The organism is Ensifer sp. M14, from assembly GCF_003355565.1.
Classification (GTDB): domain Bacteria; phylum Pseudomonadota; class Alphaproteobacteria; order Rhizobiales; family Rhizobiaceae; genus Ensifer.
In genome coordinates this window covers 1,524,199-1,551,015 of sequence record NZ_QJNR01000004.1, presented here as the reverse complement: position 1 = coordinate 1,551,015, position 26,817 = coordinate 1,524,199, and the positions used below count along the sequence as shown (strand labels likewise).

The following is a 26,817-nucleotide window of genomic DNA, read 5'->3' as shown; positions in this document are numbered from 1 at the left end:
TCGTGAACCGGGCCGCCCATGGGCGGCGACCCGAAGAGTTTTCGCAAGCCGCCCCGGCGCTTACGGCAGCGTGATCCACACCGCCTTGGTCTCCATCAGGTAGTCGAGCTGTTCGGGGCCCAAGTCCTTGCCGAAGCCCGAGGCCTTGAAGCCGCCGAAGGGCATGGACGGATCGATCGTGCTGTGCGCATTGACGTAGACGGAGCCCGCATGCAGCCGCGGGATGAGCGTGTGCACGCGCGCGAGATCGTTCGAGTAGATCGCGGCGGCAAGGCCGAAGGGCGTGTCGTTCGCCAGCGAAACCGCGTCATCCAGCGTCTCGAAGGGACTGGTGACCAGCACCGGCCCGAAGATTTCCTCGCGCACGATGCTCATCTCCGGCCTGCAATGGGCAAAGATCGCCGGTTCGACGAAATGGCCCGGCCGGTCCGGCCTGCCCCCGCCATGGATCAGCTCGGCGCCTTCACGACGGCCGGCTTCGATATAGTCGGAGACGACCTTCTTCTGCTGCGCCGAGACCATCGGACCGATGTAGCAATCGCGGTCGAGACCCGGCGCGAGCGTCAACGTGCGGGTGACGGCGACCAGCTCTTCGAGGAAAGCGTCATGCACCGACCGCTGGACATAGACGCGGGTGCCCGCATCGCAGACCTGGCCCGAGTTGAAGAACACGCCGTTCGCCACCGCGCGGGCAGCACTCTGCAGGTCGGCATCGTCGAGCACCAGCACCGGCGATTTGCCGCCGAGTTCCAGCGTGACGTGCTTGAGATTGCCGACAGCCGTGCGGCCAACCTCCTGCCCGACCGGCGTCGAGCCGGTGAAGGTGACCTTGTCGATGCCCGGATGGGTCGACATGGCCGCGCCGATGACACTGCCCCTGCCCGTGACGATGTTGACGACGCCATCGGGAATGCCGGCCTCCTGCACCAATTCGGCAAAGCGCAGCGTGGAGAGCGAGGTCAGTTCCGCCGGTTTGACGATGACGGTGCAGCCGACCGCAAGGGCAGCCGCGAGCTTCCACGCCATGGTTTGCAACGGGAAATTCCACGGAACGATGGCGGCGACGACGCCGAGCGGTTCCTTGCGGGTATAGGCGAGATAGTTGCCGGGAATGGACGGCTCGACGGTGCGGCCATGCAGCTTTGTCGGCCATCCGGCAAAATAGCGGAACGTATCGACCGTACCCTGGATATCGATCTCCCGGGCAAAGGTCACCGACTTGCCCATGTCGATGGCTTCGATCTCGGCCAGTTCGTCGGCATGGGTTTCGATAAGATCGGCGAGACGGTGCAGCAGCCGTTCGCGCTCGAGCGGCTTCAAGAGGCGCCAGGCGCCGCCGTCGAACTGGGCACGGGCGGCGCGGACTGCCCTGTCGAGATCATCCGTGGTGCCGGAAGGAGCACGGGTGATCAGGCCGCCGGTGGAGGGCTCGAAAATGTCGAAGGTCGCGCCATTGCTGCTGTCGACCCAGGCGCCGCCGATGAACATCTTCTGCGGCTTGGTCAGAAACCGCCGCGTCGCATCGCTGACGCCATAGTAATCCAGATAATTGCGGACGCTTTCGTCCATGTCATTTCCTCCTCGTCGGCCGCCGTGGGCGTGCCGGCCCTTTCGGGGTCTTCGATCAACGTTTTTCGGCTCTTGCCTGGATGACACGGCCAATGAGGTTCATGAGAACCTGGGCGGCCAGAATGGCGGTGCCGCCGGTGTGGTCGTAGTCGGGGGCGACCTCGACCAGGTCGATGCCGACGATGGTCCCGCGCTTTGCGAGCGCGGCCAGGATCTCCAGCACCTCGTAATAGATGAAGCCGCCATGCGAAGGGGTGCCGGTGCCCGGTGCGATCGACGGATCGAAGCCGTCGATGTCGATGGTGACATAGTAGCGGGCGCCGGCCGGCACGCGCTCGACCACTGCATCCGTCCCCAGTGCCCGGATCTGGCGCACCGACAGAATATCGGAGCCCATCTTGCGGGCATCCTCGTAGCCTTCCCTGGCGGTGGAAGAGACATTGCGGATGCCGAGCTGCGACAGGCCGCTGACATAGGGTTTTTCCGCTGCTCGCCGCATCGGGTTGCCGTGGCCGTAGCGCACGCCGTGGCGCTCGTCGACGAAATCGAGATGGGCGTCGATCTGCACGATGTGGATCGGACCGTTCTTCTCGCAGTCGTCCGAAAAGGCGTTGATGCAGGGGATGTTGATCGAGTGGTCGCCGCCCAGCACCACCGGCAACGCGCCAGCCTGGAGGATCTTGCGCACGCCGAACTCGATGTTGGCATGGCTCTTCATCGTATCTGTGTGCACGATGTCGGCATCGCCGATATCGACGATGGAGACCTCGCCGCTCGGAAGATAGGTGACGTCGTCCTCGTGGTCATAGGCGCCGCCATGACCGAAGGAGAAGAGGGTGGAGGCTTCGCGGATCGAGCGCGGCCCGAAGCGGGTGCCGGCGCGCCACTGGGTGCCGCAGTCGAAGGGGGCGCCGAGGATCGCCACGTCGGCGTCGATCGCGTCCCAGTCCGGCTGGTAGGGATACTTGCCGAAGGTGCAGATGCCGACAAACGGCAGGTTCAGACGTCCGGTCTCATAGGAATTGCTGGTCATGTCCCCTCCTCCAAAGGTGAGAAGGAGTGTGCCAAAGGTCGAAACATTTAAAAGTATCTATGATAACATGTTCACTTGTGCACTTATCAATGCATGATCAACAAGGTTCGACACCGCGTCCTCAACCTCTCGCTTGGCGATGCCGAGCTCAGGCTGTTGCGCGTCTTCGCCTCCGTCGTTCAGCACGGCGGCTTCTCCGCCGCCCAGTCCGCTCTCGGCATGACGCAGGCGACGATCTCCACCCACATGCGCCATCTGGAGGAACGGCTCGGTCTGCGCCTGTGCAGCCGCGGGCGCAGCGGCTTCGAGCTCACCGACGAGGGACGGCTCGTCTACGACGCCACGCTCGAACTGTTCGGCTCGCTGGAAAAGTTTCAAAGCCGCATCGGCGAGGCGCAAGGGGAACTGACGGGCAGTCTGAGCTTCGGCACGGTCGATGCGATGATCACCAATCGCGACCTCGACCTTCAGGGCGCGCTTGCCGCCTTCCACGCCAAGGCGCCGCGCGTGCACCTGGAAATCGACGTCGCCGCGCCGCAGGTGCTCAATCAGGGCCTGCTGAACGGTTCCTACCAGATCGTCCTGATGCCGTTCGTCGGCAACGTCACCGCGCATTTCCGCAGCCAGGCGGTCTTCTCCGAGGTGCAGAAACTCTACTGTGCCGTGGGCCATCCGCTCTTTGCGCGGCCGGACGCGGAACTGACCAACGGCGAGCTTGAAGCCCAATCCTTCGCCGGCCGCACCTACATGCTCAACGAAACAATCTGCGGCGTGAACTTCAACTGGGCCGCCGCGACGCCGCACATGGAGGGCACGCTGCTCCTCCTCCTGTCCGGCGCCTATATCGGCTTCCTGCCCGATCACTATGCTGACGAATGGGTTCGCACCGGCCGCTTGCGGGTCCTCGCCCCCGAGCGCCTGACCTTCGAGGATATGTTCCACATCGCCTATCCTCGAAACAAGCCTTCCCGCGCTGCCGAAACACTGGCGCAGACCATCACGGAAAGCAGGCGCAGGCCGCGCTGACGTCCAGAACCCCGTGTTTCCTGATCCTGGAGCCTCACACCCTTCTTTGAGCAAGCGCTGACAAAGCGGCTTGACACCAGGTGAAACCGCCCATAGTAAGTTGTAGGCCTAACCCTACAAGTGGATTTCATGCCTCATTTGCCTCACTCTTCACCCGCAGCCCTGCCACTGATCGACCTGCCCGGCCCGGATGTGACGGTACGCCGCCTGCGACATCCCGGTCGCTGGGTCAGCGGCGGCATCGTCCTTCTGCTCCTCGCCGTCATCGGCCGAGCCTTCGCCGTCGGGCAAATCCAGTGGACGGTGGTCGGTCAGTTCCTGACGGCCGGTGTGATCGTCACCGGCTTCGGCTGGACGGTGCTGATTTCGGCCTGCGCACTGGCGCTCGGCGTCGCCCTTGGCTTCGCCTTCGGCATCATGCGACTTTCGGAAAACCCGATCCTGCGCTTTGCCGCCTGGCTCTATGTCTGGGTGTTCCGCGGCACGCCGGTGCTGCTCCAGCTTCTCATCTGGTTCAACATCGCGCTGGTCTTTCCGCGCCTCTATATTCCGGGCCTCATCGACGAGCGCATGGTGGACGTCGTCACGCCGTTCGTGGCAGCCGTCCTCGGGCTCGGCGTCAATGAAGGCTCCTATCTCACCGAGGTGGTGCGCGGTGGTATCGGTTCGGTCGACCGCGGTCAGAAGGAAGCGGCCCACACGCTCGGCATGACGCCGGGCCAGACCATGCGGCGCATCATCCTGCCCCAGACGGTGCGCCTGATCCTGCCGGTGCTCGGCAACAGCGCTATCGGCATGCTGAAATTCTCCTCGCTTGCCGCCACGATCGCCATGGGCGAAATGCTGAACGCCGCGCAGCGCATCTACTTCATCAACGGTGCGGTGATCGAGCTCCTGTTCGTCTGCGCCGTCTGGTACCTGGCCGGAACCACCGTCCTTTCCATTGGCCAATATTATCTCGAACGTCACTTCGGCCGCGACGCCGCCACCGCCACCAGCGATCGCCGCGGGTTCTGGGCCTGGGCGCGGCGGCCGGCCGCAAGGGGGGAAGCATGAGCCTCGCAGTCAAGGCGGTCGGTATCCGCAAGAGTTTTGGCAGCCACGAGGTCCTGAAGGGCCTGGATCTTGAAGTCGCCTATGGCGAGGTGCTCTGCATCCTCGGGCCTTCCGGCAGCGGCAAGAGCACGTTCCTGCGTTGCATCAACCATCTGGAGACGCCCAATGGCGGCTATGTCTGGGTCGACGGTGCCATCATGGGTTATGAACTCAACCGCGGTGCCCTTCAGGAATTGCCGGTCAAGCGGCTGCGCGCCCAGCAGAGCCAGCTCGGCATGGTGTTCCAGCATTTCAATCTGTTCGCACACCGGACGGTGCTCGGCAACGTCATCGAGGGACCGATGGTTGTGCGTGGTCTCAGCCGTGACGAGGCCGAAGCCCGTGCCATGGGCCTGCTCGAGCAGGTTGGCATGGCCGCCAAGGCGTCCAGCTACCCTTCGCAGCTTTCCGGCGGCCAGAAGCAGCGCGTCGCGATTGCCAGAGCCCTGGCGATGGAACCGCGCGTCATGCTCTTCGACGAACCGACCAGCGCCCTCGACCCGGAACTCGTCGGGGAAGTGCTGGAGGTGATGCGCAATCTGGCACGCGGCGGCACGACCATGATCGTCGTGACACACGAGATCGGCTTTGCTCGCGAAGTCGCCGACCGCGTCGTGGTGATGATCGACGGCGAGATCCGCGAAATGGGCGCGCCACAACAGGTCCTCAGCAGCCCCGGCGACCCGCGCGTGCGCAGTTTCCTCAGCCGTGTGCTGGCCTGATCAACAAAGTTCAAAAAAGGGAGAACGGAAATGAAACAACTGCTGCCGATGGTCCTGGGGCTCGCCTCTGCCACATTCATCAGCCTCGCATCCGGCGTGGCCGCCCATGCCGCCGACGAAAAGCTTACGGCCGCACTGCCCGAAGCGGTTCGCTCGGCCGGCAAGCTCAACTTCACCATCAGCCTCGCCTATCCGCCGATGGAATACAGCGACGCCGGCTCGACCGAGCTCAAGGGTTTCGATATCGATCTTGCCAAGGCGATCGCCGAGCGCCTCGGCCTGACGGCGGAATTTCAGAACGTCGAGTTTCCGCAGCTCATCCCGCAGGTCGTCACCGGCCGCTCGGATATGATCATCACCGCCTTCTCCGACAAGGTCGAGCGCCAGAGCCAGCTCGACTTCATCGACTATTTCAAGACCGGCAACGTCTTCTACTCCAGCGTTGACCATCAGGGCGAGATCAAGACCGAGGCCGACCTCTGCGGCAAGACCGTCGCTGTGGCGACAGGCACGAGCTGGGTCACCTGGGCGGAGGAGCTCGGCAAATCCATCTGTCCGGCCGACAAGCTGATCACCGTCATCCAGATCCCGACCCAGGCCGAGCACATCATGCAGATCCGCCAGGGCCGCGCCCAGGCATCGGTTATCGGGCTCGAAGGCCTGCTCGACCTGATCAAGCAGGAGCCGGGCAAATTCTACCAGATCGGCGACGTCGGAGAAGTCAACCACTACGGCATCGCCTTCGCCAAGGCGAATGGCGAGTTGCGCGATGCGGTGCATGCAACGCTCAATGCGCTTAAGGCCGATGGCACTTATGCACAGATCCTCGACCGCCACGGCTTGAAAGAGGCGGGCGTCGAGGAGTTCAAGATAAACGGAGCCACGAAGTAACCACTTGCCGGAGCCTGCCTTGACCCATCCTTCCACACCAGACGCCAACGCAACGACCGAAAGCCCGGATGACCGGCTGTCGCGCTTTCGCCTCGATTCCTTTTCGAGTGAACAGCTCTACCGGCAGCTCTACCGGGCACTGCGTGCCGCTATTCTGAGCGGTGACTTTTCCGAGGGGGAAGCCATCCCCTCGGAGAACCAGTTGCGCGACCAGTTCGGCATTGCCCGGACAACTGTCCGCAATGCAATGGCCCTCCTGGTATCGGAAGGATTGGTTCAGCAGGTGCGCGGGCGGGGCACCATCGTCTCGCACCGGCCGATCAGCCACAACATCTGGAACTTCGGCAGCTTCACGGAGCTGGCCCGGCGACAAGGACAGCGCCCGGTGACACGGGTACTGGAGCACCGGGTGGAAAACGGCGAACTCCTGCTGGTGCGTGCGCGAGGTCTGGCAAACGGTGAGACGATCAGTTGGCTGAACGTCGACACCTCGCAGCTCGACCTTGCGCTCTACCCCGGCATCGACGCCTACGATTTCGGCGCGCAATCCCTCTATGAGGTGCTCCGCCGCGATTACGACCGCCATCCCCTTCGCTCGGAACTGCTGCTCACCGTCGTGCCGTCGTCCGATCGTCTACGGGAGGTCTTTGCCCCGGCGCCTTCAGTGCCGGGCTATCTTTGCGCCAGCGGGGACGTGCTCGACGCCGACGATCAGTTGGTTGAACGCACGTCGATCGTCTACTCGCCGGCCGTCCAGATGAAATTCGCAACGCGCTGGGGGCGCGATACCGCGCCCGCATGACAGCGGCGCGACCCAGGAGAACTGACATGAGCCGTTTTGGCGAGACTTTCACAACCCCGAAACCCATCCTCGGCATGCTGCACCTGACCGGCGACGGACCTGCCGCAAAATGCGCTCAGGCCGAAGAAGAGGCCCGCATCATGGCCGGCGAAGGTGTCGACGGGCTGGTGGTCGAAAATTACTTTGGCGATGCCGACGATGTCGAGCGCGTCCTCGAGCGGCTGTGCGCCCTTGACCTCGGCGCACGGATCGGCGTCAACGTTCTGCGCGACGATGCGCGTGCCTTTGCGCTTGCCAGACGCTTCCCCGTCTCTTTCATTCAGGTGGATTCCGTCGCCGGCCATCTGCCGCCGGAAAGCGATGCCTCGTTTGCGGCCGACCTTGCGGGGCGGCGGGCCGATGTGCCGGCGTTGCTGCTCGGTGGCGTACGGTTCAAGTATCAGCCGGTTCTTTCGGGGCGATCCGAAGAAGAAGACGTACGCCTGGGCGCGACGCGCTGCGACGGTCTCGTGGTGACGTCGGATGCCACCGGCCAGCCGACGGACATGGACAAGGTGACGCGCTTCCGTGCGGCAACCGGCGGAACCGTGCCGCTGCTCATCGGCGCCGGCCTTACCGAAGCGAACGCGGTCGAGCAGCTCGCGCATGCTGACGGCGCCGTTGTCGGAAGCTGGTTCAAGCACGATCACAAGGATACCGGCAGGGTGGAGGCCGGCCATGTCGCGCGGCTGATGCGCGTCGTGCGCACGGCACGGAGCGCGGCATGAACACCGATACCGTTTCGGCCAACCCGGTGACCGCCGAGAATTTTGCGCGCTACGGCAAGGTCTTTCACCTCGTCGACGATCAGGACGCGCAGGTGATCTGGACGACGGGCGATGGATGGCGTGATGGGTTCACCCGCATCCCGCTGGTAGAAGGTTCACCCCGCCTCGGCATCACGCGCGCACCGGGAGCGCCATGGTCGTGCACGGCCATGGAACGGCATCTGCTGACCGAGGAGGCCATTTTCTGCGCCGGCGAACCGGTCGTTCTTGCGGTAGCCCCCGCTTCGGCGGCCGATGCCCCTGATGCCGCCGACATCGAGGCATTCATCATCACGCCGGGCAAGGCGGTGGTGATGCATCGGGGTGTCTGGCATGACGCCTGCCGGGGTGCATCCGGCCCGACGCCTTACTACTGGATGGCGGTTTGCGGCCTGGGCGAGAGCCCATGGGTGCCGGTCGAAGGCGGATCGCGCCGGGTACAGGTCATGCAAGGGCAACGCGCATGACCGCCTTCTTCATCGGCGACGTCGCGCTCGACGAATACTATACCGCCGACCGCTGGCCGGGCCGGGCCGACAAGGGCATGGTCCGCGAGCTGCCGGCCGAAATCGGCGGCTCCATTGCCAACGCAGCCGTCGTGCACGCGGCGCTCGGCGGCGACACCCAGTTCATTTCCCTGCTCAACGACAGCCCGCTGTCGCGCCGTCTGATCGACGACCTCGGTCAAAACGGTGTCGCCACCGATCATATGCTGATCGATCGCGCCGTTGCGGAATCGCGCAATCTCATCTTCCTCATCGACGGCGAGCATGTCGTTTTGACAGTGGAGATGGGAGAGCAGCCGATGTGGCTCCCGCCGGCAACTCTGGCGGCCCTGCGTCAGCCGGGCTTCCTCTACACGACACTTTACCGAGTGCGCCGCCTACATACGCAGACAGATGAGGGTGTGCTCAAGCAGGCCGACCTCGTCGCCGACCTGCGGCGCCACGACCGCCGCGCAATCTTCGATCTCGATGTCGGCGGCTGTACGCCCGAAGACATGCCCTATCTCACCGGAGCTGCCGTCGTTATCTTCAACCAGGTCGGCTTCCGAGCGACCTTCGGCCATGACGATCTCGCCCGTATCGATGGCTGGATACGCGATCACGAGATCGGTTGGGTGGTGCGCACTCTGGCCGCTGAGGGTGCTGAGGCACACAACGGCGAGACGCGCCTGCAGGCAGCCGGCTACCCGGTCGATGTCGTCGACGTGACCGGTGCAGGAGATACGTTTGGCGGAGCATTGACCTGGTGTCTGGCCCGGGGCCAGCCCTTCCCCGAAGCGTTGGATTTTTCCATCGCCGCCGCCTCCCGCTCAGTCACGATCCATGGTCCGCGTGGCGGCAAGGCCGGCGCGGAAGCAATCCGCGCGTGGTGTGAAGAAAAGCGCACGCTCTAGCAGATCGGGACCGTCACACCGAGCGTCTTTGCAACCATGCCGGCCGAGGAGAGGGGACGCTTGGTGACAAGCTCGATCAGCTCCTGCAGCTTCGACGATGTGCGTCGCCCGACAAGGCTTTTGCTGGATCATTTCCCGCACTGAGGCCCGGCCCCACCGCCCCGGGATGCCATTCTCTATCATCTGCAGATCCCGACAGACTTGGGCGCGCGTCCCACATGGCGGCCGGATAACCGTGCGGCGCAAGGCGCATGGCCAGGACGATTGCAAGTGCGATACAAGCCACGTCCAGCTCGCTGAAATCCGCCTGTTAAATCAAGCGGGCTCGAAGCGATCAAGGGCGGGTAGGCCGCGAGAAGAAAGCCCCCGCTTTGCATCAAGACCGAAAGTCAGCGCCAGCAGGCTGCAAGATGTGGATTTTCCATATTGGGGACCTTCGACCAGCCGTCGGCTGGTCTGCTCGACTTATTGATCCATTCTTTTCAGCAGGTCTTCCAATCGGCTAAATCGACTCTGCCAGAACCCCGCCATCTGACCGGTCCATTCCGCAAGAGGAGCTAGGGCATCAAGCTGCGGGCTGTAATGGGTCTGACGCCCCTCATGACGCGCCTTAATCAGCCCCGCAGATTTCAAGATGCTCAGATGCTTGGAAACGCCCGGCTGAGAAATGCCGGTCTGTGCCGTCAACTCCGCCACAGTGAGTTCACCTTGGCGACACAGGCTCTCGAACATGGCCCGCCTGGTAGGGTCCGAAAGCGACTTGAAGAGTAGGTCCTGAATAGAGGGCATTGAAAATGTATAGCTAGATGGTGATGAATAGTCGATAGCTGCATAGGATTTTTGGCCAACCAAAAGTGCTAATATGAACAGGAAATGAGCCTAGATCAGCAACTTCATATCACGAGGCAAGTTTGCCGGTACGACGGCAGACGCATAGTTAAATGGCTATCAAATTGTTGACTTGGCGATGAATTGACGCACTATGGATAGCTGAAATGAAATTGGATTTGGACGATGTCATCTAGCGACGAGCAGAACAAAAATACAGGCAGTGACCTGCCACGGAACTTTCACCCAGCAGCGACTAGAGCCCCGGCGGTTCTGAATTGATCGGGCTTATAGACCCCGCACCTCAGATACGTCAACAGACAATTTCAAAAAAGATGACAGTTTTCTGACAAACCCCACAAATGCGGGCTTTTTGTCCCAAAAAAAATTTCGATCGCGCCTGATCGGTCTGTGGAGACACATTTTGGCCCTCACTTCTTCACAATCCGTCGCTCTAAGCGAGATTATCGGTGCGTCACGCGGGGGGGCGCACGGGGTACGCGGGGGCACGCATATATGCGTGTGCACTCCCCTCCCCTATCCTCCCCATGGATTTGACTCCCGTGTGCGAAAGATGCACATCTTCGCGCAACGTATCGCCTGCAAGAATACGGCAAGAGAAATCAGGGGCCCCCAGCTCGGAATGATCACCGACAAGAAAATGGTCCGGTCGCTCGGCGACCAACCGCCGATCCTTGCGGACGGCCGGCGCGCGCCGGACAGGCGCGAGATCTCGCTGCGCTGGCTTTCCGGCACCTTCCTGACCGGCATTACCTCCAGCCTTCTCATGGGGGTCGCGCTTTTCGCAGCACTCGATGGTCGCCAGCAGCTGGCAATCCCGGCGGAAGCCTATGCGGCCCTTGACGCATCCAACGGCGGCAACGCCCCCGTCACTGCCAAACGCGGCGACCGTATCCTTTCTCCCAACATCGTCGCCAAACCGGCCGACAAGACCGTCATGGAAGTCTCGACGATGATCCATGACGGCGAGAAGGAAGTGGTGCGCAAGCAGCCCTTCGTTCACGTCAAGATGGCGCTTGCCGCCAACCACCAGGTTTCCGACAGCTATCCGGACTTCGATCCGCTGGCGATCTTCTCCACCGACGACGCCGATGCCGAACCGCAGATCGCGCGCACCGGCACGCTCTACGGATCGAACGTCGATTCCGAGGTGGCGCTGAAGACGGTCGATTTCCCGACCAACGGCTCGAGCCTCACCTTCGACAGTTCGATGTCGCTCGATGAGGTCGAGGAGAATGTGCGAACCAATGGTTCCGTCTTGACCGAAGGCAGTACCCAGGTTGCTTCGCTCTTCTATGTCGACCCGCAGCGTTTCGCTTCCGATAGTGATGGCCTCGACCTTCTGCAGGGCCTGACTGCCCGCATCGTCGAACAGAACAAGAGTGATGCTGCCTACGAGAGCATCAACGAACAAAGCACCGAATACGCCGACGACATTATCCCCGTGCGCCGCAAGACCGGCATCGCGACCGCCATGGTCAATGCCGGCTATGCCAAGGCGCAGGCCGACGACGCCGCCTCCTATATCGGCGATGCGCTCGGCGCCAAGGAATTGAATGACGGCGACGTGCTGCGCATCGGCATCATCCAGAAGGGCGAAGAAGCGCGCATCGTTCGCGCCACCATCTATTCGCGCAACCGCCATGTGCTGACGATGGCCGTCGATGACGGCGGCCGCTTCGTTCCCGGCGCCGAACCACCCAAACTCGACGCGGTCGCGACCGCCTTCGACGATAACGGCACGCCGACGATCACCAGCACCCACGATCTGCCGCGCGTCTATGACGGCATCTACCGCGCCGCTCTGTCCTACGGCATGAACGCCGACATGGTCGGCCTCGTCGTCAAGCTGCTCGCCAGCAATGTCGATTTCCAGGCGCAACTGAAACCGACGGATTCACTGGAAGCCTTCTTCTCGGTCACCGACGATCGCGGCATGGCGACGGCGGATTCCGAACTGCTTTATGTCAGGGCGAAGTTCGGCGACGCCGAGACGACTTTCTACCGCTTCCAGGATCCAGACAACAATTCGATTGACTACTTCAACAGCGAAGGCAAGAGCATCCGCCAGTTCCTGTTGCGCAACCCCGTGCCGAACGGTCATTTCCGCTCCGGCTTCGGCATGCGCCGCCACCCGATCCTCGGCTTCTCGCGCATGCACACCGGCGTCGACTGGGCCGCCCCCCGCGGCACGCCGATCATCGCAGCCGGCAACGGCACCGTGGAGAAGGCCGGCTGGGATTCCGGCGGATACGGCAACCAGACGCTGATCCGCCATGCCAACGGCTATGTCTCCTCCTATAACCACCAGAGCGCCATTGCCAAGACCGTCAAGGCCGGCGCAAAGGTCGTCCAGGGCCAGGTGATCGGCTGGGTCGGCACGACAGGCCTTTCGACCGGTCCGCATCTGCATTACGAGCTCATCGTCAACGGCAACAAGGTCGACCCGCTTCGCATCCGCCTGCCGGGCGGCAAATCGCTTGGCGGCGACGCCATGGCGAAGTTCGAGAAGGAACGCGACCGCATCGACGAGTTGCTGAACAAGGACGGCAACGGCAGCGAAGTCGCCAGCAAGTAGCCCGCACAATTTGGCAGTGGCTTCTGCCGGTTGGTGGCTGATGCTTCCATTTGCGATGCATGAACGCAAAAGGCCGCCCCGAAAGGCGGCCTTTTCCAGTTTCTGCGGTTAGGCGGCTTCTTTTTCCGAACGCGTCCCGCCCTTGAAGTTCAGCCGGTCGGAGCCGGCCAGAACCTTGATGGTGGAGCCGTCCGGGAACTCGCCCTGCAGGATCTTCTCGGCGAGCGGATCCTGAAGATACTTCTGGATCGCGCGCTTCAACGGCCGGGCGCCATAGGCCGGATCGTAGCCCTTTTCGGCCAGGAACGTCCTTGCATCGTCCTCCAGTTCCAGCGTGATCTTGCGCTCGGAGAGCAGCTTGAGCAGCCGTCCCAGCTGGATATCGACGATCGCGCCCATTTCAGAGCGACGCAGCCTGTGGAACAGGATGATCTCGTCGACGCGGTTCAGGAACTCCGGCCGGAAGGCCGACTTGACGACATCCATCACCTGGTCGCGAACCACATCGCTGTCTTCGTTTTCGCCGAGCCCGACCAGATACTCGGCGCCGAGGTTCGAGGTCATGATGATCATCGTGTTGCGGAAGTCGACGGTGCGGCCCTGACCATCGGTCAGGCGGCCGTCATCGAGCACCTGCAAGAGCACGTTGAAGACATCCGGGTGCGCTTTCTCGATTTCGTCGAACAGCACGACCTGATAGGGCCGGCGGCGGACGGATTCGGTTAGCGCTCCGCCTTCCTCGTATCCGACATAGCCCGGAGGGGCGCCGATCAGCCGGGCAACGGAGTGCTTCTCCATGTATTCCGACATGTCGACGCGCAGAAGCGCTGTCTCGTCGTCGAACAGGAAGCGGGCGAGTGCCTTGGTCAGCTCGGTCTTGCCCACTCCTGTCGGGCCGAGGAAGATGAACGAGCCGATCGGCCGGTTGGGATCCTGAAGACCGGCGCGGGCGCGGCGAACGGCACGCGATACGGCCTGAACGGCGTCCCCCTGGCCAACGACCCATTTCGCCAGTTCGTCTTCCATCCGAAGCAACTTGTCGCGCTCGCCTTCCAGCATCTTGTCAACGGGAATACCGGTCCAGCGCGACACGATATGCGCGATGTTGTCAGGGGTCACGACCTCCTGCACCATCGGATTGGCGTTGGCGTTTTCCTGGCTTTCGGCGTCGGAAAGCTCTTTTTCAAGCTTCGGAATGACACCGTAAGTCAACTCGCCGGCGCGCTGGAACTCACCCTTGCGCTGGACGATCGCCAGTTCGTTGCGGGCCTCTTCGAGCTGCTTCTTGAGGTCTGCGGCACGGCCGAGCTTCTGCTTCTCCGACTGCCACCGGGCCGTCAGCGCCGATGCCTGCTCTTCGAGCGAGACCACGTCGAGCTCGAGCTTCTCCAACCGGTCCTTCGACGAAGTGTCCGTTTCCTTCTTCAGCGCTTCCCGCTCGATCTTCAGCTGCATGATGCGCCGGTCGAGTTCGTCAAGCTCTTCCGGCTTGGAATCCACCTGCATGCGAAGGCGCGAGGCGGCCTCGTCCATCAGGTCGATCGCCTTGTCCGGCAGGAACCGGTCGGTGATGTAGCGGTTGGAAAGCGTGGCGGCGGCCACCAGCGCGGAATCGGAGATCCGCACCTTATGATGCTGCTCGTATTTTTCCTTGAGGCCGCGCAGGATCGAGATCGTGTCCTCGACCGTCGGCTCCTCGACCATGACAGGCTGGAAGCGCCGGGCAAGGGCAGCATCCTTTTCGACGTGCTTGCGGTATTCGTCGAGCGTGGTTGCGCCGACGCAATGCAGTTCACCGCGTGCCAACGCCGGCTTCAGGAGGTTGGAGGCATCCATCGCCCCTTCCGCCTTGCCGGCACCGACCAGCGTGTGCATTTCGTCGATGAACAGGATGATCTCGCCGTTTTCCGCCTGCACTTCGTTGAGCACCGCTTTCAGCCGCTCCTCGAACTCGCCGCGGAACTTCGCGCCTGCGATCAACGCGCCCATGTCGAGCGCCATCAGTTGCTTGTCCTTGAGGCTTTCCGGCACGTCGCCATTGACGATGCGCAGCGCCAGGCCCTCGGCGATCGCCGTCTTGCCGACGCCGGGCTCACCGATCAGCACCGGATTGTTCTTCGTCCGGCGCGACAGAACCTGGATCGTGCGGCGGATTTCGTCGTCACGGCCGATGACCGGGTCGAGCTTGCCATCGCGCGCATCGGCGGTCAGGTCACGGGCATACTTCTTCAGGCTGTCGAAGCCCTGTTCGGCATTGGCGCTGTCGGCGGTTCGGCCCTTGCGAATGTCGTTGATGACCTGATTGAGCTTTGTCGGCGTCACGCCGGCCTTCTTCAGGATGTCGGCGGTGGCGGCCGTGCTTTCGATCGCCAGTGCCAGAAGCAGGCGCTCGACGGTCACGAAGCTGTCGCCGGCCTTCTTTGCTGCCTCTTCCGCACTCGAAAATACGCGCGCGAGCGGCTGCGACAGATAGACGGAGCCGTTGCCGCCGGAAACCTTCGGCAGTTTTGCAAGGGCTGCATCATTGCCGGCACGCGCCTCGCGCACATCGCCACCCGCCCGTTCGATCAGCGAAGCGGCCATGCCCTGGTCGTCATCGAGCAGGACTTTGAGCACATGCTCGGGCGTGAACTGCTGGTGTCCCTGCGCCAGCGCATAGGTCTGCGCCGATTGCAGAAAACCGCGCACGCGTTCGGAGTATTTCTCGATATTCATACTTTACCTCCATAGCCCACCAAGCCCGACACGCGGCGCCCGCTGGTGTTTCAGGATCAGGCTCCCGCATTCGGCGAACCTGTCATTGAGCGTCGATCCACACCTTGCGCGGGATCAACATGTCCGAAGCGAATATGGGGCAGCGGTTTTGGAAATTAAAGGGCTGATTGAATGTCGCAAATAGGAAATCTTGTCAGCGGCGAAAACGACCACGCATCTTTGCGATGCGCGGTCGTTTGCAAATGGATGTCACGCGTTACCATGACGCGTCGAACGAACGCACCTCGGGAGTGGCAGACAGATCAGCGATCGACAAACGACGTGCCGAACTCCTTCATGCGAGAGACGTAGTATGCCGGCTCGATCAGGACCTCCGGCAGGTAGAGACCCGCCTTGGGCGCCGCGCCGCCATCAAGGCCGAGCATGCGCTCCACCGCAAGTGCGACGCCAAGCGCCGTCAGCGGCGCCTGTCCCTGCGGATGTACGATCTCATGTTTGCGCGCGAGGCGCACTCCATCTTTCGACTGCCCCTCGATTTCAAGCGTGATCTCCGTCGAGAACGGCTCACCGCGCCTCCGGCTGGCGGAAACGCTGTAGGCGAGATCCAGACGGATCTCCTTGGCACCGGTTCTGGCGGCCAAGGCCATGACGTCAAAGGGCGAATAGGCGGTAGCATCGAGCTCGACGCCATCGACGCTGGTGTAACGTGCACTCGCCTCCTGGCCGCTCACCCAATGCAGCTTGCCGTCCTTGACCGTGAGCGAAGCAGGCGCGGTTCCGGTGATGCGATTGTAATCGGCAAGAGCCGCCGGACCTCCCATATCCTCCTCATCAAGCAGCGCGCCGATGCGGATCGCATCGACTGTCTCATAGGACGAAAGCGCGTCGAGCACGGGGAAGATCGCGGCTCCGGCAAGCCAATGGCTGGCAAGCAGGATCGGCGCCTTGTCTGGCGCGTGGATGTATTGCGCAACTTCAGGCCCGATCTCGAACGTTCCGCTGGAGACACTGACATAGGGGATTCCCTTGTTCTGCGCATAGCGCATCGAGGTCAATCTCTCGTCCTTGACGAAGATGACCACGGCGCTGAACCGGGTATCGTTGGCGAGACCAAGATCGTCGCGGTCGAGATTGATCCGCACTCCTGTTGCCTTGCCGATCTCACTGGCGACGGACTGCGCACGGACCAGATTCCGGCCGCCGATCGCCAGCGGCAGATCAGGGTACAGCCTGCGGATTGCCGTGGCCGCCTGTGACCCGACGACACCCGAACCGCCAATGATCAGCACGGGTGAGAACTTGCTCGACATGTTCATATCTCCTAGACGGGAAGGAGGTCGGCATTTTTGCCAACCTACTATTAGTAAGTTACTATTAGTAGATAAGTAGCGAATGCACCGCGTCAAGGGACCTGGATATTTTTTGCCTACAGCGCCGCGTATTTTTTTTCAGACGCCCAAAGGCCGCTGTAACACTTTGGATTGCGCATGTTTTTGTCCTTGGATCGAATAGGATTAAGGGAAACACGCAGCAGCGTAGACGACCCGAGGAGTATGGCCGATGCCGAAGACGGCGATCAGGAAACTTGCCAAGCCCGAGCGGCGTGCCCAGCTCCTCGAAACGTCCAAGGAGATCCTGCGGGAGTGCGGCGCTGACGCCCTCACCCTTGGCCACCTCGCCGAACGCGCCGGCGTCAGCAAACCGATCGCCTACGAGCACTTCGGCACCCGCGAGGGGCTGCTGATCGCGCTTTCGCGCGAGATAGAGACCCGCCATACCGACAAGTTGAAGAGAGCGCTCGGCAATGCGCCCGACGATCTGTCGTCTGTGGCCGACACCATCAGTGCTGTCTACATCGGGTGCGCCAGCGAGAACGGCTTGGAATGGCAGGCAATGGCAGGTGCGCTGCGTGGCAATGCCGAAATGGACCGCGTTCAGCAGGAACTCGCCGACGACTATGTCGCGCTCATCGCCGCCGCCGTCGGCCCCTTCTCCAATCTTTCCAAGGGTGATCTGCGCCTGCGCTGCGCCGGCTTGGCCGGTGCTGCGGAAACGATCGCCCGCGAGTTTGTGCGTGGTCGAGCGACCGAGGAAAATGCGGCCGCCAATCTCGCAGCTTTGATCGTCAACGGGATCGGCGCCTGATGACGGCCCCTGAAGCGGCGCTTGAGCGATCACGAGGGTGCCTGATGCGAGCGCGCCGGGCGTTCGGAAGAGCGCCCAAAGGTCGCTCTCGCACTCTCTTTCCAAAGCATCCTCTCCGCCTTCAGTGATGCCACCTGAAAGCTGGATCCTCCAGCAGGCTGCAGCCACCGCCCGATAACCCAGGCAACAAAAAACCCGGCCGCAAAGCGGACCGGGCTTTTGGTGTCTGTTTCTGCGTGGCCGCCTGCGCGGCCCTTGGAAGACTTACTCGGACGCGGCCAGTGCCGGAGCTTCCGGAGGCGCTTCGCCTGAAGCTTCGCCTTCGCCGGCAGCGTCATCGGCTGCAGTGCGGCGCGGACGGCGCGGGCGCGGCGCGCTGCGGCGGCGCGAAGCGGCACGGCCGGAAGCTGCTGGCGTTTCTTCTTCCATGGCGACTTCGGCCGGCGTGCCTTCGATGACGGGCTGCGGACCGGAACCGTCGATCACCGGCTGCTGCTCGATGACCACCGGAGCAGGAGCGGCTGCAGGCTGATGGGCCGGCGCTTCGTCGGCGTAGCCCTGATCGAGATCGTCCTGATCCTGATCCTGGTCCTGGTCGTTGCCATCCTGGCCGCGGAAGTCCTGGCGTTCTTCGCGCTGGAAGCGATCCTGCATCTGCGCCTGTGCGGCTGCAATGATGCGGTTGTAATGCTCTGCATGCTGAAGATAGTTTTCAGCGATGACGCGGTCGCCGGAGCTCTGCGCGTCGCGGGCAAGTGCCGAATATTTCTCGGCGATATGCTGCGCGGTACCGCGAATTTTCACGTCCGGACCTGAACTATCATAGGTCCGTGTCAGGGGATTGGATCCCTTACGGTTATGATTGTTGTTATTTCCGTTGTTGTTATTGTTGTTATTATTATTGTTGTTATTCCGCCCGCGGCCGCGCTTGTTTTGCTGTCCTGGCCTCATAGTACATTCACCCGAATTCTCTTGATAATGATGATCATGTGGTTTCGTCTTCCGGCCGGATAAGTCCGCGCCCGACAGAGCGCGCGCCGGTGAGCCCGCACATTGGCGGCTTCGGCGCCGACTGGCGTCAAATTAACAGGTACCTGCACAAGGCACTGTTGAACCCTAGCAACTCTTTCTTGAGAGCAATCCCCGTGGCCAGGTCATACCGGAACGAATCTTAGGTCCATGACCATCTGCCCAGTGCGCGGGCAAACTAGCCCGCTTCCTCTGGGATTCCAAGCCCTTTCTTTGCGTCTGCAAGAAAGAAGATGCGCAAGTGCAGCATTTTTTCAACGGTCGAAGCTACGCTCGAAGATCAGAACCCGGTCGTTGCCGCCCAGATCCTTGGCTTCTTCGCGCAAACGGAAGTTCGCGGCATCAAACAATGCCGTAACCGCCTCTTTCTGATCGAAACCGATTTCCAAGCCTATCACGCCGTTTGTCTCAAGATGATGACCGGCCTGAAGGGCGATGGCACGATAGGCATCAAGCCCGTCGTCTCCGCCATCGAGCGCTGCGGCTGGATCGTGCAATCGCACTTCCGGCTCAAGCTCTGCGACCACACTGGACCGTATATAAGGCGGATTTGAGACGATGGCGTCGAACCGGCCCTCCACACGCTCGAACCAATTACTGCGCAGGGCCTCGAAGCGTTCCGAAAGCCCAAGCGCCTCCGCATTTGCGCTCGCCGTCGCCAACGCGTCCTGCGATATATCGGTGGCCGTGCCTCGGGCTTCAAGAACGCTGGACAGCAAGGCCAGGCAGATCGCCCCGGTGCCCGTGCCGAGATCGAGGAGCCGGCAGCTCCCCTTCGCCGCAACGGTATGACGCAGATGCGGGATCATGCGATCGACGAGCGTTTCCGTATCCGGCCTCGGCTCCAGTGTTTCCCGCGACAATTTGAGCGGCAACCCGAAGAACTCCCGCTCACCGAGAATGCGATAGACCGGTTCGCGGGCCACCCGTCGCTCCACGGCCGCCCGCACCCTGGCGGTATCGGCCTCCGAAACCGTATCGCGGCCGCGGGTCACGACATCCGTCAGCGAAAGCCCGAGCAGGCCCGAAACCAGGTGGCGCGCGTCGAGCGCCGCATGTTCGATACCGGCCGCCGTCAGGCGGTCCCGGCTTTCCGAAACGAGGCGCGCGAGCGTTGCCGTCATCGCGATCAGCCCCGCTGCTCGCCGAGAAGCGCCAACTGGCTCGCCTGGTAGTCGGCCAGCAGTGCATCGACGACCTCGTCGATTTCGCCCATCATCATGCGGTCAAGCTTGTAGAGCGTCAGGTTGATACGGTGATCGGTGATGCGCCCCTGCGGAAAGTTGTAGGTGCGAATGCGCTCGGAGCGGTCGCCGGAACCCACCTGGCTCTTGCGGTCTGCCGAACGCTCGCTGTCGGCGCGCTGGCGCTCCATGTCGTAGAGCCGGGACCGCAGGACCTGCATCGCCTTGGCGCGGTTCTGGTGCTGCGACTTTTCCGAACTGGTCACGACAAGGCCGGTCGGCAGATGGGTGATGCGCACCGCGGAGTCCGTCGTATTGACGTGCTGCCCACCCGCGCCCGACGAGCGCATGGTGTCGATGCGGATGTCTTCGGGGCGAACCTCGATGTCGATCTCTTCGGCTTCCGGCAACACGGCGACGGTTGCGGCCGAGGTGTGAATGCGGCCGCTCGCCTCGGTCTCCGGTACCCTCTGAACACGATGCACGCCGGATTCGAACTTCAACCGTGCAAACACGCCGCGGCCGGAAACAGTCGCGATGATTTCCTTGAAACCGCCGGCTTCGCCTTCGCTGGACGAAAGCACTTCGACCTTCCATCCCTTGCCCGCCGCATAGCGCTCGTACATCCGGTAGAGGTCGCCGGCAAACAGCGCCGCCTCGGAACCACCGGTTCCGGCACGAATTTCGAGGATCGCGCTCTTTTCGTCGGCCGCGTCCTTCGGCAGCAGCAGGATCTGGATCTCCTGCTCCAACTGCTCGATCGCCTCGACGACGTCAGGCTTTTCCATCTCGGCGAGGTCACGCATGTCCTTGTCGGTCGTTCTGTCGGCCAACATGGCATTGATATCGGCAAGCTCGGCGGTCGCCTTCTCATAGGCACGGATCTTCGTCACCACGGGCTGCAGTTCGGAATATTCCGACGCGAGCTTCACATAGACGTCGGCCGCAGGCCCCGCCGACATGCGGGCCTCGATCTCGCTGAACCGTCGTTCCAGTTCGCGCATTTTTTCAATGGGAAGCTTTGCCAAGTGTCACTCCAAATGCGCTTCGCCTCGCCCGGATCATAGTCTGGACGAGGATAAAAGCGCTTCAAATCTATCTAAACCGGGATGCCGTTCGCCGCAGCGAAATCGATGAGGATCTGGCGAACCGGCGTCTGGTCGCGCGTATCGTCGAGCGCCGCGTTCAGCACCTCGCCGAGCTTGGTAGCATCCAAAGCCAGAAGCATCGCCTTGATCGGACCGACCGCCGTCGGCGACATCGACACCGAACGGTAGCCAAGACCGAGCAGCGCCATTGCAGACAGGGGCTTGCTCGCCATCTCGCCGCACAGCGTCACTGGCGTCTGATGGCGCTCGCCACCGCGCACGATATCGCGCAGGATCCTCAGGAAAGGCCGACCGAGCACGTCGAACCTGTCGGAAACACGGGCGTTGCCGCGATCGACCGCCATGGCGAACTGGAACAGATCGTTGGAGCCGACCGAGACGAAATCGACCTCGCTCATCAGTTCGTCGAGCTGCCATAAGAGCGCCGGCACTTCCAGCATGGCGCCGAACTGGAGCTTGCGCGGTAGCTGTTCGCCAAGCTTCGACTGGCGCTCGATTTCCTTTTGCAGGAGCTCGCGGGCTTCCTTCAGCTCCGAGACCTCGGTCACCATCGGCAGCATCAGCTTCAGCTCTAGACCAGCCGCCGCGCGCAGCATGGCGCGAAGCTGGGTGCGCAAGAGCCCGGGCCGGTCGAGCGAAAGACGGATCGCCCGCCAGCCGAGCGCCGGATTCTCCTCTTCCGCCGCGCGGAAATAGGGAACGACCTTGTCGCCGCCGATATCGAGCGTGCGGAAGGTCACCGGCTTGCCGCCGGTCTGCTTCAGCACGCTGCGATAGAAGGCTTCCTGTTCTTCCGCCTTCGGCATGGTCGAGGCGATCATGAACTGCAACTCGGTGCGGAAGAGGCCGATGCCCTCGGCACCCGCTTCGTTCAGATGCGGCAGGTCGACCAGAAGGCCGGCATTCATTTGAAGCGTGATGCGCTTGCCGTCCTTGGTCAACGGCTCGACATCCCGAAGCGCGCGGAACTGCGCTTGGCGGCGAGCCCGGAAACGCACTTTTTCCTCGTAGGCGCGCTGCAGGTCGGCCAGCGGCCGCAGATGCACCTTGGCATCGTCGCCATCAATGATGACGGCGTCGCGATTTTCCGCAAGGGCGACGGCACCCGCCGCCTGACCGACCACCGGAATACCCATGGCACGGGCAACGATGACCACGTGGCTGGTGACGGCGCCTTCTTCAAGCACCAGGCCGCGAACGTTTTCGCGCGGATAGTCGAGAAGTTCGGCAGCGCCCATCGCTCGGGCGACGACCACCGCATCGGTCGGAAAATCGCTTGCCGAAAGCTTGGCGCCATAGCCGGAAAGCTGGCGCAACAGCCGGTTGGCGAGGTCGTCGAAATCGTGCATGCGCTCGCGCAGATAGGGATCCGTCAGCCGGATCATGCGCGCCTTGGTCTCGCTCTGCACCCGCTCGACGGCGGCTTCGGCCGTCAGGCCGTTGCGGATCGCCTCTTCCAGCTTCCGCACCCAGCCGCGGTCATGGGCAAACATGCGATAGGTCTCGAGCACCGCGCGGTGCTCGCCCTCCATCGACACTTCGCGCCGCGACAACATGTCGTCGATCGAGATCCGCAGCGACCCCAGCGCTTCGGCAAGCCGCTGCAGCTCCTGGTCCGTATCCTCGTTCAGAAGGTTGGTGACGACGATCCTCGGCTCATGCAGCACGACATAGCCAAGTCCGATGCCTTCGCCATAGCTGTTGCCGTCGATCGAGACCGGGCGGGACAGATCTAGCTCGAGGCCGGGCTTGGTGATCTTCTTCAACTCGCCGGTCGCGACCATTTCGGCCAGAACCATGGCGGTCGTTTCGAGAGCCTCGACCTCGTCTTCGCGATAGTTGCGCATCGCCTTGTTCTGAACGACGAGAACGCCGAGCGCACGGCCGGTGCGCAGGATCGGCACACCGAGGAACGAGTGATAGATCTCTTCGCCGGTCTCCGGCAGGTAGGTGAAGGCGGGATGCGCCTGGGCGTCGGACAGATTGAGCGGACGCGCGGAGGCGGCAATGGTGCCGACGAGGCCCTGCCCCATCTTCAATTGCGCCAAGTGGACGGCGGTCTTGTTCAGACCTTCGGTCGCGTAGAGTTCGAGCACCCCGTCGGAACGCAGCACATAGACCGAACACACTTCCGCGACCATGTTTTGTGCGATCTGGCGCACGATCCGGTCAAGGCGCTCCTGTGGCTCGAGCGGTTCCGCCATCAGTTCGCGCAACCGCTTGAGGAGAACGCGCGGACCTGCGGAAAGGTCTCTCATCGCGTGGGGTCCCCCGAAAAAGAGTAGACGACGGCGGCGGAAGAATTCGCAGCCGAAACCGCTGCGAATCCCAAATCAGTCACCTCTGGATTAACTCTTATCGAGACCGTAGGCGGAATGCAAAGTGCGAACTGCCAATTCGGCATAGGGTCCGTCGATCAGGATCGAGATCTTGATTTCGGAGGTGGTGATCGCCTTGATGTTGATGCCCTTGTCGGCGAGCGCACGGAACGCCGATGCGGCAACGCCGGCGTGGCTACGCATGCCGATGCCGATGACCGAGACCTTGACGAGGCCGGCTTCCGACTGGATCACGTCGTAGCCGATCTTTTCCTTGTTGTCGCCGAGCACGCGCAGAGCCTTGTCGACATCGCCCGACGGAACGGTGAAGGTCATGTCGGTCTTCGAACCATCTTCAGAGATGTTCTGGACGATCATGTCGACATTGATATGGGCTTCAGCCAGCGGCCCGAAGATCGCCGCGGAAACGCCCGGCCGGTCGGAAAGACGACGCAGCGAAATCTGGGCTTCATCCTTGGCATAGGCAATGCCGGTTACGACTTCCTGTTCCACGATTTCTTCCTCATCACAAATCAGCGTGCCGGGCGGATTGAGAAGGTCACCCATGCCCGGCGCATCGGGATCCTCAAAAGACGAGCGCACGAAGGTACGGACCTTGTGCACCATGGCAAGCTCGACCGAGCGCACCTGCAGCACCTTGGCGCCGAGCGATGCCATTTCCAGCATTTCCTCGAACGCGATCTTTTTCAGACGCCGCGCCTTCGGCTCGATGCGCGGGTCGGTGGTGTAGACGCCGTCGACGTCGGTGTAGATGTCGCAACGGTCGGCCTTGACGGCTGCGGCAATCGCAACGGCCGACGTATCGGAGCCACCGCGGCCGAGCGTCGCCAGCCGGTTGTCCGGGCCAAGCCCCTGGAAGCCGGCGACAACGGCCACCTGGCCCTCGCCCATGCGACGGATGATTTCGGCGCCCTCGATGTCGAGGATGCGCGCAGCGCCATGAGCGTTGTCAGTGCGGATCGGGATCTGCCAGCCCTGCCAGGAGCGCGCATTGATGCCCATCGACTGCAGCGCGATCGCCAGCAGCCCCGAGGTCACCTGCTCGCCCGAGGCAACGATGGCGTCATATTCGCGCGCATCGTAGAACGGCGCGTTGCTGCCGGCGACCTTGGGCATGTTCTGCACCCAGCCGACCAGTTCGTTGGTCTTGCCGGACATGGCGGAAACGACGACCGCGACCTCGTGGCCGGCGTCGACTTCACGTTTCACATGGCGGGCAACGTTGTGAATGCGGTCCAAATCAGCGACGGAAGTTCCGCCGAATTTCATCACGATGCGTGCCATTTCGCCTCTACCGGTACCGATGTTTGCGCGCGAGCGCGCGTGACAGGAATGCGCCCCCGTCGGCGCCCGACGATCAAAAAGCTTGGGAGACTTCTCGGACATCGGCCAATCACCGCTTCGGGGAGCGGAAAGTCGCGGCGTCTCTTAGCGGATCGGGGGGCGGGGCGCAATGGCAAGAAGGCAGGAATAAGGCTCGCTTGCCCACGACGCGACCGCACGCCGAGCAACAATATTTCCAATCGTCGCCATTGGTAGCAACAAATGCTCTGCCAGACACCTTTGCGGCTTTTCAGATGTGGCATCAGCCATCACCAGTGGCACACAACCGTCGGCACCCCGTTGAAAATTGTTCGCGGCGATGGTAATGAGGCGACGCAACTCGATTGTGAAAGGAGGGCTGCGTTGTGATGACATTTTTCCGGCACCACCGCCAGCGTGGCCCCGTCAACGCCCTGCAGATGCGTTTGCAGGGCTGACCGGTACAATCGCTTCGCGTAATCGCGAACCTTATCCCTGGTCTGCCCCAGTGTGGTGCGGCTGAAAACCGTTTCGGTTTGAATGCCCGCGCCGTTTTCCATACCGAGCCGACGTGGCCCGATACCTGCACGATATCGTGCTTCGGGTCCGACATTCCGCCCAACCCGGCAGATGTTTTGCCGCCCGTGGATGTCTGCCGTCGCTCGCGCAGTCCAGAGAACGAACATGGCCTTGATCAATATCCGCAACCTCGGCGTCACCCTCAGCACGTCGCTTTTCTCCAACCTCAACCTTTCGATCGCCGCCGGCGATCGGCTGGGCATCGTCGCAGCCAACGGGCGCGGCAAATCCACCCTGCTCCGGTCGATCGGCGGCAGCTTCGAACCGACGACGGGCGAAATCACCCGCTCGCGTGGACTGACCGTCGGCCATGTCGAGCAGAACGTGCCGGCAGAACTCCTGACGTTATCGTTCCACCAAGCAGTACTTTCAGCACTCTCGGCGGAGCAAGCCGACAGCGAGAGCTGGCGCGTCGATATCGTGCTCGACCAGCTCGACGTGCCCGAAGCGCTTCGTCAGCGCTCCGTCGCGGAGTTGAGCGGCGGCTGGCAGCGGCTGGCGCTGCTGGCGCGCGTCTGGGTAACCGATCCCGACGCGCTGCTTCTCGACGAGCCGACCAACCATCTCGATCTTGCCAAGATCGCGAGGCTCGAATCCTGGCTAAACGCGCTGCCGCGCGACGTGCCGGTGCTGATCGCCAGCCACGACCGCGCCTTCCTAGACGCCACCACCAACCGCACGCTGTTCCTGCGCCCGGACCAATCGCCTGTCTTTGCCCTGCCCTATTCGCAGGCGCGGGCTGCCATCGATGAACTCGACGCTTCGGAAGAGCGGCGGTATCAGCGCGACATGAAGGTGGCGCAGCAATTGCGGCGCCAGGCGGCCAAGCTCAACAATATCGGCATCAACTCCGGCAGCGATCTTTTGACGGTGAAGACCAAGCAGTTGCGCCAGCGGGCCGACCGGCTGGAAGACGCCGCCAAGCCCGCCCATCAGGAGCGTTCGGCCGGATCAATCCGGCTCACCAATCGCGGAACGCACGCGAAAATCCTGGTGACGCTCGACGATGTCCAAGTGGAAACCCCGGATGGCACCCCGCTTTTCCGCACGGGAAAACGATGGATCTGCCAGGGCGACCGAATCGTCCTGCTCGGCGAGAACGGCGCCGGCAAGACGCGGCTGGTCAACCTCATCCGCACCGCGATCGAAGAGCCGGCACGCGCGCCCGAAACGCTGAAAGCCACGCCCTCCCTGGTGCTCGGCTACAGCGACCAGGCGCTTGCGGGGCTTTCGGACAAGGAGACGCCGCTTGCCGCACTTTCCCGCCGGTTTTCGCTGAGCGACCCGAAAGTGCGCTCGCTGCTCGCCGGCGCCGGCGTCGGCATCGACATGCAGGACAAGCCGGTCGGCAGGCTTTCGGGCGGCCAGAAGGCGCGCCTGGCGATGCTGGTGCTTCGCCTGCGTGAGCCCAACTTCTATCTGCTCGACGAACCGACCAACCATCTCGACATCGATGGCCAGGAAGCGCTCGAAGACGAATTGATGAAAAACGAGGTCAGTTGCCTGCTGGTGTCCCACGACCGCAGCTTCGTGCGCAACATCGGCGATCGGTTCTGGTTGATCGAGAAACGCAAGCTTGTCGAGGTCGATGACCCTGAGGATTTCTTCGCCGCGGCAGCAAAGGGCGACGGGGCCTGACGAACGA

22 protein-coding genes and 1 pseudogene are annotated in these 26,817 nt (G+C 62.5%); 11 read left to right on the top strand and 12 right to left on the bottom strand.

Annotation, left to right across the window (positions count from 1 at the left end; genetic code table 11):
* Positions 1–60: 60 nt before the first annotated feature.
* Together BLJAPNOD_RS07350 and speB are read right to left on the bottom strand one after the other, a co-directional pair.
* Complete coding sequence (locus BLJAPNOD_RS07350) at positions 61–1,569, bottom strand: aldehyde dehydrogenase family protein (RefSeq protein ID WP_077502700.1); 1,509 nt, start codon at positions 1,567–1,569, stop codon at positions 61–63.
* A 55-nt stretch (positions 1,570–1,624) separates the two neighbouring features.
* On the bottom strand, positions 1,625–2,602 hold the full coding sequence (gene speB / locus BLJAPNOD_RS07345) for an agmatinase (protein ID WP_077502701.1): 978 nt from the start codon (positions 2,600–2,602) through the stop codon (positions 1,625–1,627).
* A gap of 93 nt (positions 2,603–2,695) precedes the next feature.
* Here speB and BLJAPNOD_RS07340 point away from each other — a divergent pair, with 93 nt between their 5' ends.
* From BLJAPNOD_RS07340 to BLJAPNOD_RS07305, 8 genes are all read left to right on the top strand, one after another.
* Positions 2,696–3,628, top strand: coding sequence for a LysR family transcriptional regulator (locus tag BLJAPNOD_RS07340; protein ID WP_077502702.1), 933 nt, complete (start codon positions 2,696–2,698; stop codon positions 3,626–3,628).
* A gap of 129 nt (positions 3,629–3,757) precedes the next feature.
* The gene (locus BLJAPNOD_RS07335) at positions 3,758–4,684 is read left to right on the top strand and encodes an amino acid ABC transporter permease (RefSeq protein ID WP_077502734.1); all 927 of its coding nucleotides are present in this window, start codon (positions 3,758–3,760) and stop codon (positions 4,682–4,684) included.
* Positions 4,681–5,445 carry an amino acid ABC transporter ATP-binding protein gene (locus tag BLJAPNOD_RS07330; RefSeq protein WP_115419366.1) on the top strand — a complete coding sequence of 255 codons (765 nt, stop codon included), beginning with the start codon at positions 4,681–4,683 and terminating at the stop codon, positions 5,443–5,445. The genes BLJAPNOD_RS07335 and BLJAPNOD_RS07330 overlap by 4 nt, the downstream gene beginning before the upstream one ends.
* 30 nt (positions 5,446–5,475) lie before the next feature.
* On the top strand, positions 5,476–6,336 hold the full coding sequence (locus BLJAPNOD_RS07325) for an ABC transporter substrate-binding protein (protein WP_077502704.1): 861 nt from the start codon (positions 5,476–5,478) through the stop codon (positions 6,334–6,336).
* 19 nt (positions 6,337–6,355) lie between these two features.
* Complete coding sequence (locus BLJAPNOD_RS07320) at positions 6,356–7,138, top strand: GntR family transcriptional regulator (protein ID WP_158556100.1); 783 nt, start codon at positions 6,356–6,358, stop codon at positions 7,136–7,138.
* A gap of 26 nt (positions 7,139–7,164) precedes the next feature.
* Positions 7,165–7,905, top strand: coding sequence for a BtpA/SgcQ family protein (locus tag BLJAPNOD_RS07315; RefSeq protein WP_158556099.1), 741 nt, complete (start codon positions 7,165–7,167; stop codon positions 7,903–7,905).
* Positions 7,902–8,411 carry an ureidoglycolate lyase gene (locus BLJAPNOD_RS07310; RefSeq protein WP_077502707.1) on the top strand — a complete coding sequence of 170 codons (510 nt, stop codon included), beginning with the start codon at positions 7,902–7,904 and terminating at the stop codon, positions 8,409–8,411. The genes BLJAPNOD_RS07315 and BLJAPNOD_RS07310 overlap by 4 nt, the downstream gene beginning before the upstream one ends.
* Positions 8,408–9,343, top strand: coding sequence for a carbohydrate kinase family protein (locus BLJAPNOD_RS07305; RefSeq protein ID WP_158556098.1), 936 nt, complete (start codon positions 8,408–8,410; stop codon positions 9,341–9,343). The genes BLJAPNOD_RS07310 and BLJAPNOD_RS07305 overlap by 4 nt, the downstream gene beginning before the upstream one ends.
* A gap of 11 nt (positions 9,344–9,354) precedes the next feature.
* Here the strand turns inward: BLJAPNOD_RS07305 and BLJAPNOD_RS07300 are convergent.
* A pseudogene (locus tag BLJAPNOD_RS07300) lies at positions 9,355–9,465 on the bottom strand (helix-turn-helix domain-containing protein); the annotation flags it as partial.
* A gap of 343 nt (positions 9,466–9,808) precedes the next feature.
* On the bottom strand, positions 9,809–10,132 hold the full coding sequence (locus tag BLJAPNOD_RS07295) for a metalloregulator ArsR/SmtB family transcription factor (RefSeq protein ID WP_115419363.1): 324 nt from the start codon (positions 10,130–10,132) through the stop codon (positions 9,809–9,811).
* 682 nt (positions 10,133–10,814) lie between these two features.
* Here BLJAPNOD_RS07295 and BLJAPNOD_RS07290 point away from each other — a divergent pair.
* On the top strand, positions 10,815–12,770 hold the full coding sequence (locus tag BLJAPNOD_RS07290) for a M23 family metallopeptidase (protein WP_115421177.1): 1,956 nt from the start codon (positions 10,815–10,817) through the stop codon (positions 12,768–12,770).
* 108 nt (positions 12,771–12,878) lie between these two features.
* On the opposite strand, the gene clpB is transcribed toward BLJAPNOD_RS07290, so the two are convergent.
* Together clpB and BLJAPNOD_RS07280 are read right to left on the bottom strand one after the other, a co-directional pair.
* Positions 12,879–15,485 carry an ATP-dependent chaperone ClpB gene (clpB, locus tag BLJAPNOD_RS07285; protein WP_115419362.1) on the bottom strand — a complete coding sequence of 869 codons (2,607 nt, stop codon included), beginning with the start codon at positions 15,483–15,485 and terminating at the stop codon, positions 12,879–12,881.
* Positions 15,486–15,787: 302 nt separating this feature from the next.
* A complete protein-coding gene (locus BLJAPNOD_RS07280; protein ID WP_115421176.1) occupies positions 15,788–16,795 on the bottom strand; it encodes an NAD(P)-dependent oxidoreductase in 1,008 nt (335 codons plus the stop codon).
* A gap of 250 nt (positions 16,796–17,045) precedes the next feature.
* Here BLJAPNOD_RS07280 and BLJAPNOD_RS07275 point away from each other — a divergent pair, with 250 nt between their 5' ends.
* The gene (locus BLJAPNOD_RS07275; protein WP_115419361.1) at positions 17,046–17,630 is read left to right on the top strand and encodes a TetR/AcrR family transcriptional regulator; all 585 of its coding nucleotides are present in this window, start codon (positions 17,046–17,048) and stop codon (positions 17,628–17,630) included.
* Positions 17,631–17,894: 264 nt separating this feature from the next.
* On the opposite strand, the gene BLJAPNOD_RS07270 is transcribed toward BLJAPNOD_RS07275, so the two are convergent.
* The 6 genes from BLJAPNOD_RS07270 to BLJAPNOD_RS35150 all read right to left on the bottom strand — a co-directional run bounded on the left by BLJAPNOD_RS07270 (position 17,895) and on the right by BLJAPNOD_RS35150 (position 25,291).
* Positions 17,895–18,581: a DUF4167 domain-containing protein gene (locus BLJAPNOD_RS07270; RefSeq protein WP_077500965.1), complete on the bottom strand. Its 687-nt coding sequence runs from the start codon at positions 18,579–18,581 to the stop codon at positions 17,895–17,897.
* A gap of 332 nt (positions 18,582–18,913) precedes the next feature.
* On the bottom strand, positions 18,914–19,783 hold the full coding sequence (gene prmC, locus BLJAPNOD_RS07265) for a peptide chain release factor N(5)-glutamine methyltransferase (RefSeq protein ID WP_115419360.1): 870 nt from the start codon (positions 19,781–19,783) through the stop codon (positions 18,914–18,916).
* A gap of 5 nt (positions 19,784–19,788) precedes the next feature.
* Positions 19,789–20,871, bottom strand: a complete 1,083-nt coding sequence (gene prfA, locus BLJAPNOD_RS07260) for a peptide chain release factor 1 (RefSeq protein WP_077500967.1) — start codon at positions 20,869–20,871, stop codon at positions 19,789–19,791.
* A gap of 71 nt (positions 20,872–20,942) precedes the next feature.
* A complete protein-coding gene (ptsP, locus tag BLJAPNOD_RS07255) occupies positions 20,943–23,210 on the bottom strand; it encodes a phosphoenolpyruvate--protein phosphotransferase (protein WP_077500968.1) in 2,268 nt (755 codons plus the stop codon).
* Positions 23,211–23,300: 90 nt separating this feature from the next.
* Entirely contained in the window at positions 23,301–24,575 is a 1,275-nt protein-coding gene (locus BLJAPNOD_RS07250; RefSeq protein ID WP_077500969.1) for an aspartate kinase, read from the bottom strand.
* A 308-nt stretch (positions 24,576–24,883) separates the two neighbouring features.
* Entirely contained in the window at positions 24,884–25,291 is a 408-nt protein-coding gene (locus BLJAPNOD_RS35150) for a hypothetical protein (protein ID WP_147294530.1), read from the bottom strand.
* Between BLJAPNOD_RS35150 and BLJAPNOD_RS07245 the strand changes: the two genes are divergently transcribed.
* Positions 25,278–26,810 (top strand): ABC-F family ATP-binding cassette domain-containing protein, encoded by a 1,533-nt coding sequence (locus BLJAPNOD_RS07245; RefSeq protein WP_115419359.1) that lies wholly within the window; start codon positions 25,278–25,280, stop codon positions 26,808–26,810. The genes BLJAPNOD_RS35150 and BLJAPNOD_RS07245 overlap by 14 nt on opposite strands.
* Positions 26,811–26,817 lie beyond the last annotated feature (7 nt).